This window comes from Gemmatimonadaceae bacterium (genome assembly GCA_035606695.1).
Classification (GTDB): domain Bacteria; phylum Gemmatimonadota; class Gemmatimonadetes; order Gemmatimonadales; family Gemmatimonadaceae; genus JAQBQB01.
In genome coordinates this window covers 66,619-83,852 of sequence record DATNEW010000001.1, presented here as the reverse complement: position 1 = coordinate 83,852, position 17,234 = coordinate 66,619, and the positions used below count along the sequence as shown (strand labels likewise).

13 protein-coding genes are annotated in these 17,234 nt (G+C 64.7%); all 13 read left to right on the top strand.

All coding sequences use genetic code 11. The features are described 5' to 3' along the window. The first annotated feature begins 3 nt into the window (after window positions 1–3). The 13 genes from VN706_00370 to VN706_00310 all read left to right on the top strand — a co-directional run bounded on the left by VN706_00370 (window position 4) and on the right by VN706_00310 (window position 17,232). A complete protein-coding gene (locus tag VN706_00370) occupies window positions 4–930 on the top strand; it encodes an amino acid--[acyl-carrier-protein] ligase (GenBank protein HXT14049.1) in 927 nt (308 codons plus the stop codon). Next, entirely contained in the window at window positions 927–1,901 is a 975-nt protein-coding gene (locus VN706_00365; protein ID HXT14048.1) for a DUF1839 family protein, read from the top strand. Before VN706_00370 ends, VN706_00365 begins: the two co-directional genes overlap by 4 nt. Next, the gene (locus VN706_00360; GenBank protein HXT14047.1) at window positions 1,865–4,414 is read left to right on the top strand and encodes a hypothetical protein; all 2,550 of its coding nucleotides are present in this window, start codon (window positions 1,865–1,867) and stop codon (window positions 4,412–4,414) included. Before VN706_00365 ends, VN706_00360 begins: the two co-directional genes overlap by 37 nt. Beyond that, complete coding sequence (locus tag VN706_00355; GenBank protein ID HXT14046.1) at window positions 4,411–6,159, top strand: alpha/beta fold hydrolase; 1,749 nt, start codon at window positions 4,411–4,413, stop codon at window positions 6,157–6,159. The genes VN706_00360 and VN706_00355 overlap by 4 nt, the downstream gene beginning before the upstream one ends. Window positions 6,160–6,231: 72 nt before the next feature. After that, window positions 6,232–7,311 carry an alpha/beta fold hydrolase gene (locus VN706_00350; GenBank protein ID HXT14045.1) on the top strand — a complete coding sequence of 360 codons (1,080 nt, stop codon included), beginning with the start codon at window positions 6,232–6,234 and terminating at the stop codon, window positions 7,309–7,311. A 30-nt stretch (window positions 7,312–7,341) separates the two neighbouring features. Next, window positions 7,342–8,637, top strand: coding sequence for a PQQ-dependent sugar dehydrogenase (locus VN706_00345; GenBank protein ID HXT14044.1), 1,296 nt, complete (start codon window positions 7,342–7,344; stop codon window positions 8,635–8,637). Window positions 8,638–8,645: 8 nt separating this feature from the next. Further along, entirely contained in the window at window positions 8,646–9,755 is a 1,110-nt protein-coding gene (gene tal, locus VN706_00340; protein ID HXT14043.1) for a transaldolase, read from the top strand. A gap of 31 nt (window positions 9,756–9,786) precedes the next feature. Beyond that, window positions 9,787–11,193 (top strand): pyruvate kinase, encoded by a 1,407-nt coding sequence (gene pyk / locus VN706_00335; protein HXT14042.1) that lies wholly within the window; start codon window positions 9,787–9,789, stop codon window positions 11,191–11,193. Window positions 11,194–11,251: 58 nt separating this feature from the next. Then, window positions 11,252–12,034, top strand: a complete 783-nt coding sequence (locus VN706_00330; GenBank protein HXT14041.1) for an MBL fold metallo-hydrolase — start codon at window positions 11,252–11,254, stop codon at window positions 12,032–12,034. 25 nt (window positions 12,035–12,059) lie between these two features. Further along, window positions 12,060–13,445: a glucose-6-phosphate isomerase gene (locus VN706_00325; GenBank protein ID HXT14040.1), complete on the top strand. Its 1,386-nt coding sequence runs from the start codon at window positions 12,060–12,062 to the stop codon at window positions 13,443–13,445. 198 nt (window positions 13,446–13,643) lie between these two features. After that, a complete protein-coding gene (locus tag VN706_00320; protein ID HXT14039.1) occupies window positions 13,644–15,050 on the top strand; it encodes a class II fructose-bisphosphate aldolase in 1,407 nt (468 codons plus the stop codon). A 45-nt stretch (window positions 15,051–15,095) separates the two neighbouring features. Beyond that, a complete protein-coding gene (locus VN706_00315; protein HXT14038.1) occupies window positions 15,096–15,701 on the top strand; it encodes a hypothetical protein in 606 nt (201 codons plus the stop codon). A 22-nt stretch (window positions 15,702–15,723) separates the two neighbouring features. Continuing rightward, the gene (locus tag VN706_00310; protein ID HXT14037.1) at window positions 15,724–17,232 is read left to right on the top strand and encodes a sigma-54 dependent transcriptional regulator; all 1,509 of its coding nucleotides are present in this window, start codon (window positions 15,724–15,726) and stop codon (window positions 17,230–17,232) included. Window positions 17,233–17,234 lie beyond the last annotated feature (2 nt).

Sequence of the window (17,234 nt, the reverse complement as noted above, 5' to 3'; positions counted from 1 at the left end):
CCGATGGGCACCGCGACCACCCCCGCGGCGGACGTCTACCAGGAGTATTTGACGTCGCTCATCGACGCACGGCTGCTGATTCCGTCGGGCGTGCCCGGCGTGTACGGGTTGGCCGGCGCGTTCGAGCAGGTCATCGAAGGGTTCGAGGGTTACGTCACGCGCATGGGCGCGCATCTCCAGCCCGAAGTGATGCGCTTTCCGCCGATTCTCGCCCGCGCGAGTTACGAGCGCACGGATCATCTCGAGACGTTCCCCAACCTCATGGGCTCCGTCCACAGCTTCATGGGCGACGAACGCGGCCATGCGCAGTTGTGCAACAAGAAATCGGCGGGCGACGACTGGACGAAGGAGTTGTGCAAGACCGACGTGATGATGACGCCGGCGGCGTGCTACCCGCTGTATCCGACCGCGACAGGAACGCTGCCGCCGGAAGGACGCACCGTGGATCTGCGCTCGTTCGTGTTTCGCCACGAGCCGTCGGGCGATCCGGCCCGGATGCAGATCTTCCGGCAGCGCGAGTACGTGCGGCTCGGTACGCCCGAGCAAGCCGTCGCGCATCGCGACGAATGGTTGCAGCGCGGAGAAGCGATGCTGCGTTCCGTCGGTCTCGATGCGAAGCCCGTCGTCGCCAGCGATCCATTCTTCGGCCGCGGCGGCCGGGTGATGGCGGCGACGCAGCGTGAGCAAACTCTAAAGTTCGAGCTCGTCGTGCCCGTGGCATGCGAGGAAAAGCCGACGGCGGTCACGTCGTGCAACTATCACCTCGATCACTTCGGCGTGGCGTTCGACATTCGGACGGCCGACGGGAATCCAGCACACACGGCGTGCATCGGGTTTGGTCTCGAGCGCATCGCGCTGGCGCTGTTCAAGAGACACGGCTTCGACACCCGCTCGTGGCCGGCCGACGTTCGCACGATGCTCGGCCTATGATGCAGCGCGTGCTCGCGCTCGATCCTTCGACGTACGAGCGCCATCAGATTCACGGCGACGAAAGCCGCCTCTGGGCGGAGACGAACTGCTACGTCGACATCTGGATCGAGCTGCTGCACGCCCTGGGGCACGATCCCGTCGCGGCGCTGCCGTTCACCTTCGCCATCGACTTCGAGGGCGATCAGTGGACCTTCTTCAAGTTTCCGCTCCTCGATCTCTACGAGCTGTACGGCCTCGACGTGCAGGAGCTTGCGATCTGGCGTCCGTTGGTGGCGCACGTCGAGGAGCAGGTGAGCCGCGGACGGCCGGTGCTCGTGGAGCTGGATTCGTTCTATCTCCCCGATACGGCCGGCAGCGCATACAAGATCGCGCATCAGAAGTCGACCGTCGCGATCACCGACATCGACGTCGACGCGAAACGGCTGGGCTACTTCCACGGCCAGGGATTTTATCGCCTCGAGGGCGACGACTTCTGTGACGTGCTGCGCCTGCGCGAGCCGCGCGATGCCGCCGAGCTGCCGCCGTATTGCGAGCTCGTGAAGATGCGGCGCGCGCCAGGAGAGTTCCCACAGGTCGTTCAAAAGTCGCTGGCATTGCTGCGCAAGCATCTCGAGATGGTGCCGAACGCGAATCCGTTCGCGGAATTTCGGGAGCGCTTTCAGCGGGACCTTTCCGGGCTGCTCGACGAGAACATCGAGAAGTTCCATCAATACTCGTTCGCGACACTGCGGCAGTTTGGCGCGTGTTACGAGCTGTCCGCCCGGTACTTGCGCTGGCTCGGGCACCACGGCGAAGAAGGCCTAGACGAGAGCGCGACCGCGTTTCGAGAGATCTCTGAAGCGGCCAAGACCTTTCAGTTCCAGCTGGCGCGCGCGATGGTGCGCAAGAAGCCGCTCGACCTGACCCCGCTCGATTCGATGGCGAGCCGCTGGGAATGCGGAATCAATCACCTCAAGGCGCGCTGCTTGTAGCGGCGCGGACGCTGCCGCTCTCGAGCGACTGGTTCCTGGCTGCCACCGCGCCGAACGGCGTTGCCGAGCCAGGACAGCTGCACGCGCACAAGCTCGATTGGATTCCGGCTCGCGTGCCCGGCACAGTGGCGCAGGCGCTCGCCGCCGCCGGTCGCTGGGATCTCGACGACGAAGACGACTTCGACGCGAGCGACTGGTGGTATCGCACATCGTTCGAGGCGTCGGCCGAGCGCCACGGCGCACGCTCCGTGCTTCGCTTCGACGGGTTGGCGACGCTCGCCGACGTGTGGTTGAACGGTGCGCCGCTGGTGCGTTCGACGAACATGTTCGAGTCGCACGAAGTGGATGTCACCGACAGCTTGCACGATCGCAACGAGCTCGTGATCTGTTGCCGGTCACTCAACAGCGAGCTGGCTCGTCGTCGGCCGCGACCTCGTTGGAAGACCAAGCTCGTTCGGCAGCAACAGTTGCGGTGGATTCGCACGACGCTGCTCGGCCGAATCCCCGGTTGGACGATCCCCGCGGCGCCGGTCGGTCCGTGGCGGCCGGTGGTGCTCGAAACCCGGGGCGTTGGCGCGCTGTGGAACGTCGCGCTGCGTTCGTCGGTCGAGAACGACAATGGCGTCGTGGAATTCTCAGCGCTTACCAACGCCGCCGACGAACACATGAGCGCCGAGCTCGTGGTCGGTGAAACGGCGCATTCGTTGAATGTCACGCACGAAGAGGACGTGGACGACGGCGAGCGCTCGGCGCGACTGAGTGGGGTTGCGTCGATCGCCAATGTCGTGCGCTGGTGGCCGCACACGCATGGCGAGCCGAAGCTGTATTCGTGCGCGCTCCGCATCTCGGCGTCAGGCGAGACAACCGAGATTTCACTCGGTGCCATTGGCTTTCGCGATGTCGCAGCGGTGCGCGACGACGACGAATTCGGACTCTGCGTCAATGGCCGGCCGGTGTTCTGCCGCGGGGCCTGCTGGACGACAACGGACGTCGTTGGCCTGTCGGTCGACGAGGCCGCGCTTCGCGGCGCGCTGCACACGCTGCGCGACGGCGGCGCGAACATGGTGCGCGTCGGCGGGACGATGGTGTACGAGTCGGACGCATTCTACCGACTGTGCGACGAGCTTGGAATTCTGGTGTGGCAGGACTTCATGTTCGCGAACATGGATTATCCCGGCGACGATCCCCAATTCGTCGAGAGCGTCCGGCGTGAAGCGGCGCAGCAGCTGCGCCGGTTAGCCGCACATCCGTGCGTGGTGACGTATTGCGGTAACAGTGAAGTCGAACAGCAGGCGGCGATGCTGGGCATGCCGCGCGACGCGTGGCGAAATACACTGTTCGCGGAAGTCTTGCCGTCGTTGTGCAACGAACTCCATCCCGGCGTGCCGTATGTTCCGTCGACGCCGTCGGGTGGCACGCTTCCGTTTCATACGCGCTCGGGACTCACGCACTATTACGGGATCGGCGCGTATCTCCGTCCGTTCGCCGATGTTCGCGGCGCCGACGTAAAGTTCACGCCCGAATGCCTGGGCTTCGCGAACGTTCCGGAGCCCGAGGTGGTTGACACGATCATGCGCGGCGATCCTCCCGCGATTCACGATCCGAGGTGGAAGAAGCGGACGCCGCGCGACACGGGCGCCGGTTGGGATTTCGAGGACGTTCGCGATCATTGCATGCGCGCGTTGTTTGGCGCGGACGTTGAGCGCCTCCGCTACTGCGACACGCGCCGATATCTCGATCTCGCACGCGTGGCGACGGGCGAAGCAATGTCGCGTGTCTTCGCGGAGTGGCGTCGCGCAGAAAGTCGTTGTCGAGGCGCGTTGGTGTGGTTTTATCGAGATCTCTGGCCGGGCGCGGGGTGGGGAGTCACCGACAGCCGCGGCGTTCCCAAGGCTTGCTACTACTACTTGCGCCGCGCGTGGCAGCCGGTCGCAATCGCGATCACGGACGAAGGGCTCAACGGCATTCGCCTGCACGTCGTCAACGAGCGCCGTGACGCGTGGAACGGCGCCGTGTCGCTGATGCTCGTTCGCGATGGCGCGACGATTGTGGCCGAGCGTTCGCTGGAATGCGAGGTCGCGGCGAGCACGACCGCGTCGTTCGACGCCGAAGAAGTCCTTGGCGGATTCCACGATACGGCGTATGCGTATCGCTTCGGACCGCCGGCGTTCGACGTCGCGATCGCCGCCTTGCGCAATGTCGACGGATCGTTCGCCGCGAACGCGCTGCACTTCGCGACGGCGCTCGACGTGCGACCCACGGATGCGACTCTCGCCGTCGAGACGACCCGCGCGGGCGACGACACATGGAGCGTGAGACTCGAGAGCGATCGCTTCCTCTACGGCGTGCGATTCGACGTCCGCGGGTTCGCGCCGGACGACAACTATTTTCATCTCGCGCCGGGGCGCGAGCATCGCGTGCAGTTGCGCCGGACGTCGGACGCCGAAACACCGCGCGGGTACGTCGAAGCCTTGAACCTTCGCACGCCGGCTCGTCTGGAGATTCGCGCGTGACCGCCGTCGAGCGGACGCCATTCTATTTCGGGAATGAATCGCGCGCGCTGTTCGGGTGGCTGCATGCACCGAAGAACGAGGCGCGCGATCTCGTCGTCGTGATCTGTCCTCCGGTGGGCCACGAGTACATCAACGCGCATCGCTCGCTCCGGCGGTTGGCCGACGAGCTCGCGCTGGCGGGCGTGGCTGCCTTTCGTTTCGACTATGACGGTTGCGGCGACTCGGCGGGGAGTGACGAGGACGCCGATCGCATGGGGGCGTGGCGGTCGTCAGTCGTCGAAGCGTTTCGCGAGGCGAAGCGGGCGTCCGGGTGCTCGCGGATCGCGGCCGTGGGACTTCGCATGGGGGCGACTCTCGCGGCGTTAGTGTCGGAGCACGAAGCACTGGACGCGCTCGTACTCTGGGCGCCGTGTGTGCGGGGCCGCGGGTACGTGCGCGAGCTCAAGGCGCTCGCCATGACCGGCGGCAACCGCAACGCCGGTTCGGCGGACGGCGCCATCGAGCCCGGAGGATTCACATTCTCTAAAGACACGCAGGCCGGGCTCGCGTGCCTCGACCTGTCCGCGGCGCCGCCGAGCGCGAGACAAATTTTTATCTCACCGCGCGACGATCTGCCCGACGACGGCGCGCTGTACACCGCCTGGTCCGCGGCCGGCCGCCGCGTCGAGCAGCGATCGCTCCCCGGATTTGCGGGAATGGTGGACGTTCCGCACAACACCGTGGTCCCCGAGCGCGCGATCGCCGAGATCGTCGGCTGGCTCGCCGCTCGCGCGGGCGGCGAGATCACGCTCAGGCGCCCGCCCTCTCTACGTCAGTCATTCACGGCGAACGGCGTTCGCGAAACGATCGTTCACGTTCGCGGCGAACACGGCTTCTTCGGCATCCTGTGCGAGCCGGTTAATGCCGCGCGTGGCCCGGTGGTGTTGCTGTCGAACGCAGGGGCGACGCATCACGTCGGCCCCAACCGCTTGTACGTCATGGCGGCGCGCGCATTGGCCGCCGCCGGCTTGCGCTCGCTGCGCCTCGACCTGCCCGGGCTCGGTGACAATCCTGCGCCGGACGCCGAGGCAGAGAACCGGCCGTATGTCCCGAGTGCGAGCGCGGTCATCGCGAGCGCGGTGGCGGCGCTGCGACAGCGACGCGCGTCAGAGCGATTCGTGCTGATGGGCCTCTGCTCCGGTGCACACGCGTCGTTCCACGCGGCGCTCGATCTCGACGATTCCGCGATCACGGAATGCGTATTGATCAATCCCCTGACGTTCTACTACAAACCCGGAATGTCGCTCGATCAACCGGCGTCGAATCATTACGAGGAATGGCAGCGATACATGCGCTCGATGCGCAGCGTGTCGGGGTGGGCAAAGCTCTTTCGTGACGACGTCAGCATGACGTCGATCGCGCGAAACGTCCTGCTGCGCTTTCGAGACATCGCACGCAACAAGGTGGCCGGCGTGCGCGAAGCGCTGCATGGACGGTCGATCGCGTCCGGTGGCGACAACCTCGATGCCGATCTCCGGCGCATTGCGGCGGCGCGGCGTCGCGTCACGTTCGTGTTCTCTCGGTTCGACCCTGGCTACGATCTGCTCATGATCAACGCCAGCCGTGCCGTGCGGTCTCTGACCCGGCGCGGGATGCTTTCGCTTTGGCGCATCGACGACGCAAACCATACCTTCGAGGCGAAGCGCAGCCGCGACGCGATGATCGGCTCGATTGCCGACCATCTCGCGCGGACGTATTCGCAGTAGATTTCCTCGAAGCCGCCGGGACACAGGCAGCGCCTCCCGCCCGGCCTTCACACCATCTCCGGAGAAGCGTGCATGCGGCTTCGATCGCTGGTCGTGTCGTGCCTTGGCGTCTTCGTCGCGATCGCGCGTCCGAGTGTGGGCTTCGCGCAACATACCGGCCGGCTCGTCGCCGACACGCTCCACCCGAAGGCGCTCGAGGACAACAAATACGGCGACTCGCCGAACCGCGCGGTGCTCGTCTATCTGCCGCCATCGTACGACAGCGTCGCGACTCGACGATACCCCACGCTGTACCTGTTGCACGGTTTTGGAAGCAACGAGCGCGTGTGGGTGCGCGGCTATCGCGGATTCAGCGTCCAGACCAGCGCCGACTCGTTGATCGCCGCGGGCGCGATGCACGAAATGATCATCGTCATGCCGAACGGCTCGAACCGGCTCGGCGGAAGCTTCTACACGAACTCCGAAGCGACGGGAAACTGGGACGACTTCATCGCTCAGGAGCTCGTCGCCTACATCGACGGAAAGTATCGCACGATCGCGCGTGCCGACGCGCGCGGACTCGCCGGGCACTCGATGGGCGGCTACGGCGCGTTCGCGCTCGCCGAGCGGCACGGAGGCGACGTGTATTCCGCGGTCTACGCGCTGAGCGGCTGCTGCACGCGGTTCGCGCATACCATCACGCCCGGCATGGCGCCGGTGTGGCAAACGCTGTCGCGTCTGACGTCGCCGATGGATGCCCGCGGCCTGCAATTTCTGCCGCAGGTCTTTCTGGCGATGAGCGCCGCTTTTTCGCCGAACGTCAACAAGCCGCCCTTCTACGTCGACTTTCCATTCGAGGAGAAGGATGGCCGGTGGAAGACGAACGAGGACGTCGAGCGCCGATGGATCGAACATTCGCCGGAAGAAATGGTTCGCACCTACCGCGATCACCTGACACGGCTGCGCGCCTTCGCGTTCGACGTTGGCGACCGCGATGAGCTCGTCGCGTCTGGCACGCTCGACTCGATGGACGCCACACTGAACCGGGCGGGAATCGCGCACACCTACGAGACGTATCCGGGCACGCACACGAGCGAGATCGGCGCTCGGATGATCACGAAGGTGTTACCATTCTTTTCGCGGACGTTGGCGGCGCCGACCGGCGTCCAATAGGCCTTTTCACGGACCTCCCATCCCACGAACATGCGTCGCTCTCTGCTCCTGTTGCTTGGTATCGCCGCGCCGGCGTGCGCACAGCGGACCAACGGATGTGACACGGCGGACCTCAAGCTGCCGGCGGGATTTTGCGCTTCGGTGTACGCTGATTCGCTGCCCGGCGTTCGCTCGATCGCGGTCGCGCCGAACGGCGATTTGTTCGTCGGCATGCAAGGACGCGGCAGCGGTGGGGTCATGGTCGTTCGAGAGCACGACGGCCACGTATCGCGCGAACGCTTCGCGAGCGGATTCAACTCCAGCCAGGTCGCGCTGTTCGACGGCTATCTCTATACCGAGTCGAGCCCGGTCGTGGCGCGCGGCGCCGACGCCGCGGATTTGCGCGTTGCCATCGTTCGCTACCGGCTTGCGGCAAATGACCTGAAGCCCGCGAGTGGACCTGACACGATTGTCCACTCGATTCCGTTCGCGCCTGGCCACGTCACGCGCAACTTTGCCATCACGCGTGATGGCGTACTGTACCTGAACATCGGCTCGCCGACGAATTCCTGCCAGGGCAAGCGCGATCGCGCCCCGGGAGTGCCAGGCGAGAACCCGTGTACCGAGCTCGAGACGCGCGCCGGTATCTGGCGCTTTGACGCGCGCAAAGCGAAGCAGACGCCAACCGCGTCCAATCATTTCGCCCAGGGCATTCGAAACGCGGTGGGCATCACGATCGCCCCCGATGGCAAGCTCTGGAGTACGCAGCACGGCCGCGACCAGCTCGGCGATTTCGCGAAGCAACTCGGCCTGACGGACACCAATGTGACGCTCAAGTACAACGCGGAAAACCCGGCGGAAGAGTTGTTGCAGGTCAATCAGGGCGAGGATTATGGGTGGCCGTACTGCTACTACTCCGTCGAGGAGCACCATCTGGTGCTCGCGCCGGAATACGGCGGCAACGGCAAGACGGTGGCGCAGTGCGCCAAGAAGAAGGAGCCCGTGGCCATTCAGCCCGCGCATTGGGCGCCGAATGCGCTCATGTTCTACACGGGATCGATGTTCCCGGCGCGCTACAAGAACGGCGCGTTCATCGCCTTTCACGGTTCGTGGAATCGCGCGCCGGAAAAGCAGGGCGGATTCAACGTGGTGTTCCAGCCGCTGACCAACGGCAAGTCGGGCGGCAGCTACGAAGTGTTCGCGGACAACTTTTCGCCGGCGATCGCGACCGGGGCCCGCGGCGGGCCGCATCGCCCGACTGGCTTGGCGCAGAGTCCCGACGGCGCACTCTACGTTGCGGACGATGCCGGCGGTCGCATTTACAAGATCACGTACGCAGGGAAGTAGGAGCAGACATGGCGGACAATCGACTCGCGCAACTACACGACGCCGGACAATCGATCTGGCTCGATTTCATCGATCGCAAGATGCTCAAGAACGGCGATCTCGAGCGGCGCATTCGCGACGATTCGCTCACCGGCATGACGTCGAATCCGACGATCTTCGAGAAGGCGCTCGCCGAGGGCGACGTCTACGACGAGCAAATCGGCTCCGCCGAGGGGAAGCACACGGCGCTGGAGCTGTTCGAGCTCATCGCGACCACCGACGTGCGCAACGCGTGCGACATCTTCCGTCCGGTCTACGACCAGACGAACGGCGACGACGGCTACGTATCGATCGAGGTTTCGCCGGCCGCCGCGAACGATGCTCGCGCCACGGTGACCGAGGGCACGCGCCTCTGGAAAACAGTCGACCGTCCGAATGTCATGATCAAGGTTCCCGGCACGGTCGAGGGAGCGAAGGCCGTCGAAGAGCTCACCGCGAATGGCGTGAACGTCAACATCACGCTGTTGTTCGCGATCGAGGCATATCACAGTGTCATCGATGCGTATATGGCGGGCCTCGAGCGGCGTGTGAAAGACGGGAAGGACATCTCGCGCATTCACTCCGTCGCGAGCTTCTTCGTGAGTCGCGTGGACACGGAAGTCGACAAGCGATTGGGCGACAACAAGGCGCTAGAGGGCAAGGCGGCCATCGCGAATGCCAAGCTCGCATACAAGCTCTTTCAGGAGCAGGTTGCGTCGCCGCGTTGGAAGACGCTCGCGGCGAAAGGCGCGACCGTGCAGCGTCCGCTGTGGGCCAGCACGAGCACGAAGAATCCGGCGTATCGCGACGTCATGTACGTCGAAGAGTTGATCGGCCCGCACACGGTCAACACCATGCCGCCGGCGACGATCGACGCCTTCCGCGATCACGGCGTCGTCAAGCGCACGGTCGATGCGAACGTCGGCGAGGCCGAGCAGACGATCGCGTCGCTCGAGAAAGCCGGCATTTCCATGAAGAGCGTCACGGACAAACTGCTCGCCGACGGTCTCACCAGCTTTGGAAAGTCATTCGATACGCTGCTGGCGGGCCTGACCAAGAAAACCCAATCCCTCGGGAAGGAAATCGTCATGTCATCGTGAGCGGCGCGCCGTTCACGATGACACACCACACATGAAATACTGCCGAACGAAGATCGTTTGCACGCTCGGCCCCGCGAGCAGCAGCCGCGAGGCCCTGCGCAGTCTGATGGAAGCGGGCCTCAACGTTGCCCGCATCAACTTCTCTCACAGCACGCACGACCAACACGCCGCCACGATCGCGCTCGTTCGCGAGGTGGCCGACGAGCTTGGCCGTCCCGTCGCCATCCTCGGCGACCTGCAGGGACCGCGTATTCGCATCGGCGATCTCGAGACGTCGCGCGACCTCGCCGACGGCTCCGACGTCGTGCTCGCGCCGGAGCACGATGCGCGCGGCGAAGAGATCCCTGTCACCTACGAGATGCTCGCCGACGACGTGCACGTCGGCGACCGCATTCTGATCAACGACGGATTGCTCGAGCTGGTCGTGCTCGAGGTGCACCAGCCGCGCGTCCACGCACGCGTGCTCCACGGTGGCGCGCTCACCAGCCACAAGGGCATCAACCTGCCCGGCGTTCAGGTCTCCGCGCCGTCGATCACCGACAAGGATCGCGAGGACATCGCGTTCGCCGTCGAGCAGCAACTCGACTATCTGGCGCTGAGCTTCGTGCGCCGAGAAGAGGACATCGCCGAGCTTCGCACGCTGATTCCGAAGCACATGCTCGTCGTCGCGAAGATCGAGAAGGATTCAGCTCTCGAGAATATCGAAGCCATCGTGCGCGCCTCGGATGCGGTGATGGTCGCGCGCGGCGATCTCGGCGTCGAACTGCCGTTCGAGGAGGTGCCGTACGCGCAGAAGCAGATCATCGCCACGGCGAACCGGCTTGGCCGACCCGTGATCACGGCGACGCAGATGCTCGAGTCGATGATCACGCATCCGCGGCCGACGCGCGCCGAAGCGAGCGACGTCGCCAACGCGATTCTCGACGGGACGGACGCCGTCATGCTCTCCGCAGAGACGGCGGCCGGCCAGTATCCGCGGCTCGCCGTCGAGGCGATGACGCGCATCATCGTGGAGATCGAGAGCAAACCGCAGCATTGGCAGCGTCGCGAAGAGCGTCGCCGCGCGGACGCGGTGCTGCCGACCGAATTCGCGATCGCCGCCGCCAGTGCCGCGGCCGTGAACATGTTGAATGCTCCCGTGCTCCTCGTGGTCACGAAGAGCGGATTCACGGGACGCATCGTGGCGTCGCAGCGGCCGCGCGTGCCGATTCTCGTGCTCACCGATTCCCCGCGCACGTATCGTCAAATGGCGCTCGTGTGGGGCGTGGTGCCGGAGCTCGTGCCGCACTGCAACACATACGAGGAAATGGCGCGGCTCGCGCTCGAGGCGGTGCAGCAGCGCGAGCTCGCGCTGCCGGGCGACCGCGTGGTCGTCACCGCCGGCGTGCCGTTCGACATGCCGGGCACGACGAACTTGTTGAAGGTCGAAACCGTGTAGCAGGTGGCGAGTTTCTCGTAGCAGCCACGCCCATCGCCCACCGCCCATCGCCCATCGCATGAAGCTGACCTTCCTCGGCACAGGCACCAGCTTTGGCGTTCCCAAAATCGGATGTCACTGCGAGGTGTGCCGCTCGCCCGATCCGCGGGACAAACGCAACCGCGTGGGTGCCGTCGTCGAGAGCGGGCAGGGAACGCGCGTATTGATCGACACGCCGCCCGAGTTGCGGCTGCAGCTGATTGCCGCCGGCATCGATCGCGTGGATGCGGTGCTGTATACGCACATGCACGCGGATCACACGCACGGTATCGACGATCTGCGCGCGATCACGATGAATCGCGACGGCCCGCTGCCGATTTGCGGCCCGAAGGAAACGCTCGACAATCTGTGGGACAAGTTTCAGTACATCTTCGATGACAACATCCGGCCGCTGCCCGGCACCGCCAAGCCCGAAGGGAAGGCGCATGTCGTGAACCCCGGGCAGACCTTCGAGATCGCCGATCTGACGGTCACGGCGGTGCAGGTGCCGCACGGCAATGTCACGTGTTTTGCATACCGGATCGGTCCGCTTGCCTACGTCACCGATGCGAAGTCGCTGCCGCCGGACGCGCTCGATTTGCTGCGCGGTGCGAAGGTGCTGGTGATCAACGCGTTGTTTCGCACGGAGCATCCGACGCATCTGAGCATTCCGGAGGCGCTCAGCGCGGCCAAGGCCGTCGGCGCGGAACGCACGTACCTGACGCACCTCACGCATGACAATCTGCACGCCGATCTCGAGGCGGAGCTGCCGAGAGGCGTTTCACCGGCGTTCGATGGTTTGACCGTCCGTATAGATCTCTGACCGGCGCAATGCCGACCCCACTCCCATGACCCTTCGCATCGACTACACGAACATGATGGGCGACGTGATCGACGGCGGCATTTCCGCCGCCGACTGGAGCGCCGTCCCCGACGCATTCCGCCGCGCGCACACCGGTCTCGGTCGACGTCGCGATGCCGGCGATCTCGGATTCCTGGCGCTGCCGTCCGACAATGCGCTGCATCGCCAGAGCACCGACTTCGCCGCGCGCGTCCGCGGCAAGTTCGATGACGTGGTGGTGCTCGGCATCGGCGGATCCGCGCTCGGCCCCATCGCGCTTCGCACGGCCCTCCTCAAGCCCGCCTGGAATTCACTGGGCGCCGAGGAGCGGGGTGGTCAGCCTCGCCTTCACGTCCTCGACAACGTCGATCCACACACGATCTCGGCGCTCCTCGGCCGCCTGTCGCTCGAGCGATCGCTCTTCATCGTCACGTCGAAGTCGGGCGGCACCGCGGAGACGATGTCGCAGTATCTCGTCATTCGTGAGCGGCTCATTGCGTCGACCAAGAATCCGGCGGACCATCTGGTTTTCGTGACAGATCCGCAGAAGGGTGCGCTGCGCCAGATCGCGAATGCGGAGAAGATTCCGGCGCTCGACATTCCCCCGGCGGTTGGCGGGCGGTACAGCGTGCTGACGCCCGTCGGCATCCTCCCCGCCGCGCTCGTCGGGATCGATACATCGCAACTGCTCGCGGGCGCGGCCGACATCGCCAAGCAATGCGCCGGCGATCGGCTCGCGCAGAACCCCGCCGGCGTGTTCGCGACGCTCCAGTATCTGGCTGATACCAAGCTTGGGCGACACATCCACGTTCTGATGCCCTACTCCGACCCGCTGCGTGACATCGCCGACTGGTTCGTGCAGTTGTGGGCGGAGAGCCTGGGAAAGCATCGCGAGAAGGGTGACAAGGGTGTCGGCCCGACCCCGCTCGGCGCGTTGGGCGCGACGGACCAGCACAGCAAGGTCCAACTGTTCATGGAGGGTCCGCCGGACAAGACGGTCACGTTCATTTCGGTGCGCGAAGGCGGCACCGACCTGACCATTCCCCGGCTACATTCCGATGTGAAGGAACTGGGCTATCTCGGCGGGCATCAGTTGGGTGAGCTGTTGTCGATCGAGCAGCGTGCCACCGCCGGCGCGTTGGCGCGACGTGGCCGCCCGAACATGACGATTCACGCCGATCGCGTGGACGCCTGGCACCTCGGTGCGCTGTTCATGCTGCTCGAGATCGCGACCATCTACGCCGGCGAGTTGTACGGCGTAAACCCGCTCGATCAGCCCGGGGTGGAGCTCGGCAAGCAGTTCACGTACGCCATGCTCGGCCGGGCGGACGCCGAGCAGGCTCGGCAGGAATGGAACCTGCTACCGAAGCCTGATGAGCGATACAGTGTGTAGCGATTAGAAAAAAGCACGAGAAGGGCGACTGGCAAGAGCGATTGGAAGGAGCGAATGGAAACAGCGAATGGAAGACCCGAATGGAAAAGGCGCCGTTTCCACTCGTAGTTTCCATTCGCCTTTTCCAATCGCAGTTTCCAATCGCTGTTTCCACTCGCAGTTCGCTGTAATCTTCTGCTACATCCCAATTTCCCGGAAATGGACAAGCTCGATACCCTCAACAACCTGTTTGGCGCCGATGTGTCGGTGCGAGACGGCAAAGCATCGATAGCAGGGCAGTCGTCGCTCCAATCGGAAGCGATGGACACGCTCGTCCGCGCCGCGGTCTTCGGCGAGGCCGACGAAAAAGAGCATGCCCGCTGGCTGATCTGGGAGATCGGTCAGGCGGTTGGCGTGCAGCCGGCGTCGATTCAGGATCTCTACATGGCGCGCGGCCGCGGCGAGATCCACGGCTTCACGGTGCCCGCGATCAACGTCCGGGGCATGACGTACGACACGGCGCGGTCGATCTTCCGTACGGCCATCAAGCTCGACGCGGGCGCCTTCATTCTCGAGATCGCGCGCTCGGAGATCGCGTACACCGATCAGCGGCCCGCCGAGTATGTCGCGGTGGTGCTTGCCGCGGCGATGCGCGAGGGCTTCCGGGGACCGTTGTTCATCCAGGGCGATCACTTCCAGGTGAACGCGAAGAAGTACGCGGCCGATCCGAAGCCCGAAGTCGACGCGGTCAAAGCGCTCGCGCGCGAGGCGATCGCCGCCGGCTTCTACAACATCGATATCGATACCTCGACGCTCGTCGACATCCACAAGCCGGATCTCGACGCACAACAGAAATTGAATTATGAAGTTGGTATCGACATCCTGAAAACCGTGCGCGAGCTGCAGCCCGCGGGCGTCACGATCTCCGTCGGCGGCGAGATCGGCGAGGTTGGAACCGAGAACAGCACGGTCGAAGAGATGCGCGCGTACATGGATGGCTTTAACCGCAGCTTGCCGAAGGGCATGACGGGCCTGTCCAAGATCAGCGTGCAATCCGGAACGTCCCATGGCGGCGTGGTGCTCGCCGACGGCAGCATCGCCGACGTGAAGCTCGATCTCGATACGCTCGAGCGGCTCTCGAAAGCGGCGCGCGACGAGTACGGGCTCGCGGGTGCGGTACAGCACGGCGCGTCGACGCTGCCCGACAGCGCGTTTCACAATTTCCCAAAGCGGGAGACGGCGGAAATTCACCTCGCGACGAATTTCCAGAACATGCTGTACGATCACATGCCGGCGTCGCTGCGCGACTCGATCTACGAGTGGCTGCGCGAGAACGCGAAAGACGAGCGCAAGCCCACCGATACGGACGAGCAGTTCATCTACAAAACACGCAAGAAGGCGATTGGTCCGTTCAAGCGCCAGACGTGGGACCTTCCCGCCGATGCGAAGGCGGTCCTCGCCGCCGCGTACGACGAGAAGTTCGGCTTTCTCTTCAAGCAGCTGGCCATTCAGGGAACGGCGGGCATCGTCAAGAAATACGTGAAGCCGCCGGTGCACCACCGGGTCGATCCGAGCGAAGCGGTGGCGGTGGCCGCGGCGCCCGACGACGCGGATTTGAGCGATTGAGCGCGGGGGCGCATGGGCGCACGGTTCGCCACTCCACCATCCGGAATGCCGATCGTCTCGGGCGTTGACGTCCTGTGGCTTGGCGCGTTCAATCGCGTCAGCGCACGCGTCGCGCACGAGCTCAAGGGCGCGCTCAACGGGGTGTCGGTGAATCTCGAGGTGGTGCGCTCGCGCGCCGAAAAGCCGGATTCCCCGGCGTCGGCCGTGAAGACCTATGCCAATTCCGCGGTCGCGCAATTCGACATTGTCATCGACATGTCGGCCGCGCTGCTGGTGCTCGCTCGCGAGCCGCGCTCGCCGGTCGAGATTGCAAGCACGCTGCGCAACGTGGTCACGTTGTTGGAACGTTCGGCGAAGGCAGACGGCCGTGCGCTCGAGCTGGAAGGCTCGCTCGACGACCTCGGCGCGACGTCGGCGGAGGGCAATGCGGCTCGGCTCGCGATCGCGGAGTGTCTGCTGGCCGCCATCGACTCGTCCCCGCACGTGGTCGCCGGCGCAGTGGCCGACGATGCAGGTGTGACCGTGAAAATCGAAAGTCGAGGCGGCGCGGAGTTACGACAGCCCGATCGGGCGGTCGTCGACGCTCTTCGCGATGCAGGAATTCGAATTCAGGCGGTACCGTCCGCCATTTCCATCAGCTTCCCTCGCTAGACGAGGGCGCTCGAGAGATTGCATGAAGCATCCAAACGCGAAGGTCCTCATCGCTGACGACGAGCAGGCGATCACCGCCGGCTTGAGCGCCATTCTCGCCGACGAAGGCTATACCGTCGACGTCGTCGCCGACGGCCAGAAGGCGCTCGAGGAGTTGAGCAACGACCGGTACGGCGTGGTGCTCGCCGATCTCAAGATGCCCAAGCTCGACGGTCTGAGTCTCTTGCGCGAGCTGCAGCAGAAGCAGATCCCCACCGAGTGCATCATCATCACCGGCCAGGCCACCGTGGACTCCGCGGTGCAGGCGATGCAGCAAGGCGCGTACGATTACATCGAGAAACCGCTCAACGCCGAAAAGTTGAACCGCCTGAAGGCGCTCATTCCGAAGGCGATCGACAAGTTCAACGTGCAGCAGAAGAACCGCGAGCTGACGTCCAAGCTCGAAGGACTGACGCACTACGGCGAGCTGACGGGCCAGTCGGATTCCATGCGCGAGGTGTATCAGATCATCGACGCCGTCGCGCCATCGACGGCGAGCGTGCTGATTCTCGGCGAGTCCGGAACGGGGAAGGAGCTCGTTGCGCGCGCCGTGCACTCGAAGAGCGATCGCGCCAAGGGACCGTTCTTCGCGCTCAATTGCGCGGCGCTCCCGAAAGAGATTCTCGAGAATGAATTGTTCGGCCACGAGAAGGGCGCGTTCACGGGCTCGACGAACGAAAAGCCCGGCGCGTTCGAGATGGCGAGCGGCGGGACGATCTTCCTCGACGAAGTCGCCGAGATGTCGCCGGACATTCAGGTGAAGCTCCTGCGCGCGCTCGAGACACGGCAGGTTCGCCGCCTGGGCGGCAAGAAGGAAATCCAGGTGGATATCCGGATCGTCGCGGCGACGAACAAGGATCTGCAGAAGGCGATCAGCGAGGGCGAGCTCCGCGAGGATCTCTATTATCGTCTCGCCGTCGTGCAGATCGATCTGCCACCGCTTCGCGAGCGCTCGCAGGACGTGCAACTGCTGGCCAACGAGTTCCTGCATCGCTACGCGAGCCAGAACGGCAAGCAGATCACCGATTTCGATACCGCGGCGTGGGACTGGATTCTCTCGTATCACTGGCCCGGCAATGTGCGCGAGCTGAAGAATGCCGTCGAACGGTCCGTGATCATGGCGCGCGGCGACAAGATCGTGCTGAACGACATGTTGCAACGCCATCTGCGCAACGCGCCGGAAGTCGCGGCGTCGGTCACGATCCCCGTCGGCTCGAGCATGAATTCGGCGCGCCGGCAGATGACGCTGCGCACGTTCGCCTCGACGAACGGCGACGTGGGGCGCACGGCCAAGTTGCTTGGCGTGAGCCCCGACGACGTACGCCGCGACATGCAGGCATTGCTCACCGGTGAAGCGGAACAGACGGAGTCGGACGTGGCGTTCGTCAGCGATTCGGACGGAGACAACGGCAGGCACGTCAAGCCGCCGGCGGATGCGTCGGTTTCTCGTCCGTCCGGCGCCATCAAGAAACCACCCACCAAGAAGCGTTGATT

What these genes read in the sequence shown, in the direction of transcription:
- VN706_00370 (HXT14049.1), top strand. Translation starts at nt 4, where the DNA reads ATGGGCACCGCGACCACCCCCGCGGCGGACGTCTACCAGGAGTATTTG.
- VN706_00365 (HXT14048.1), top strand. Translation starts at nt 927, where the DNA reads ATGATGCAGCGCGTGCTCGCGCTCGATCCTTCGACGTACGAGCGCCAT.
- VN706_00360 (HXT14047.1), top strand. Translation starts at nt 1,865, where the DNA reads ATGCGGAATCAATCACCTCAAGGCGCGCTGCTTGTAGCGGCGCGGACG.
- VN706_00350 (HXT14045.1), top strand. Translation starts at nt 6,232, where the DNA reads ATGCGGCTTCGATCGCTGGTCGTGTCGTGCCTTGGCGTCTTCGTCGCG.
- VN706_00345 (HXT14044.1), top strand. Translation starts at nt 7,342, where the DNA reads ATGCGTCGCTCTCTGCTCCTGTTGCTTGGTATCGCCGCGCCGGCGTGC.
- tal (HXT14043.1), top strand. Translation starts at nt 8,646, where the DNA reads ATGGCGGACAATCGACTCGCGCAACTACACGACGCCGGACAATCGATC.
- pyk (HXT14042.1), top strand. Translation starts at nt 9,787, where the DNA reads ATGAAATACTGCCGAACGAAGATCGTTTGCACGCTCGGCCCCGCGAGC.
- VN706_00330 (HXT14041.1), top strand. Translation starts at nt 11,252, where the DNA reads ATGAAGCTGACCTTCCTCGGCACAGGCACCAGCTTTGGCGTTCCCAAA.
- VN706_00325 (HXT14040.1), top strand. Translation starts at nt 12,060, where the DNA reads ATGACCCTTCGCATCGACTACACGAACATGATGGGCGACGTGATCGAC.
- VN706_00320 (HXT14039.1), top strand. Translation starts at nt 13,644, where the DNA reads ATGGACAAGCTCGATACCCTCAACAACCTGTTTGGCGCCGATGTGTCG.
- VN706_00315 (HXT14038.1), top strand. Translation starts at nt 15,096, where the DNA reads ATGCCGATCGTCTCGGGCGTTGACGTCCTGTGGCTTGGCGCGTTCAAT.
- VN706_00310 (HXT14037.1), top strand. Translation starts at nt 15,724, where the DNA reads ATGAAGCATCCAAACGCGAAGGTCCTCATCGCTGACGACGAGCAGGCG.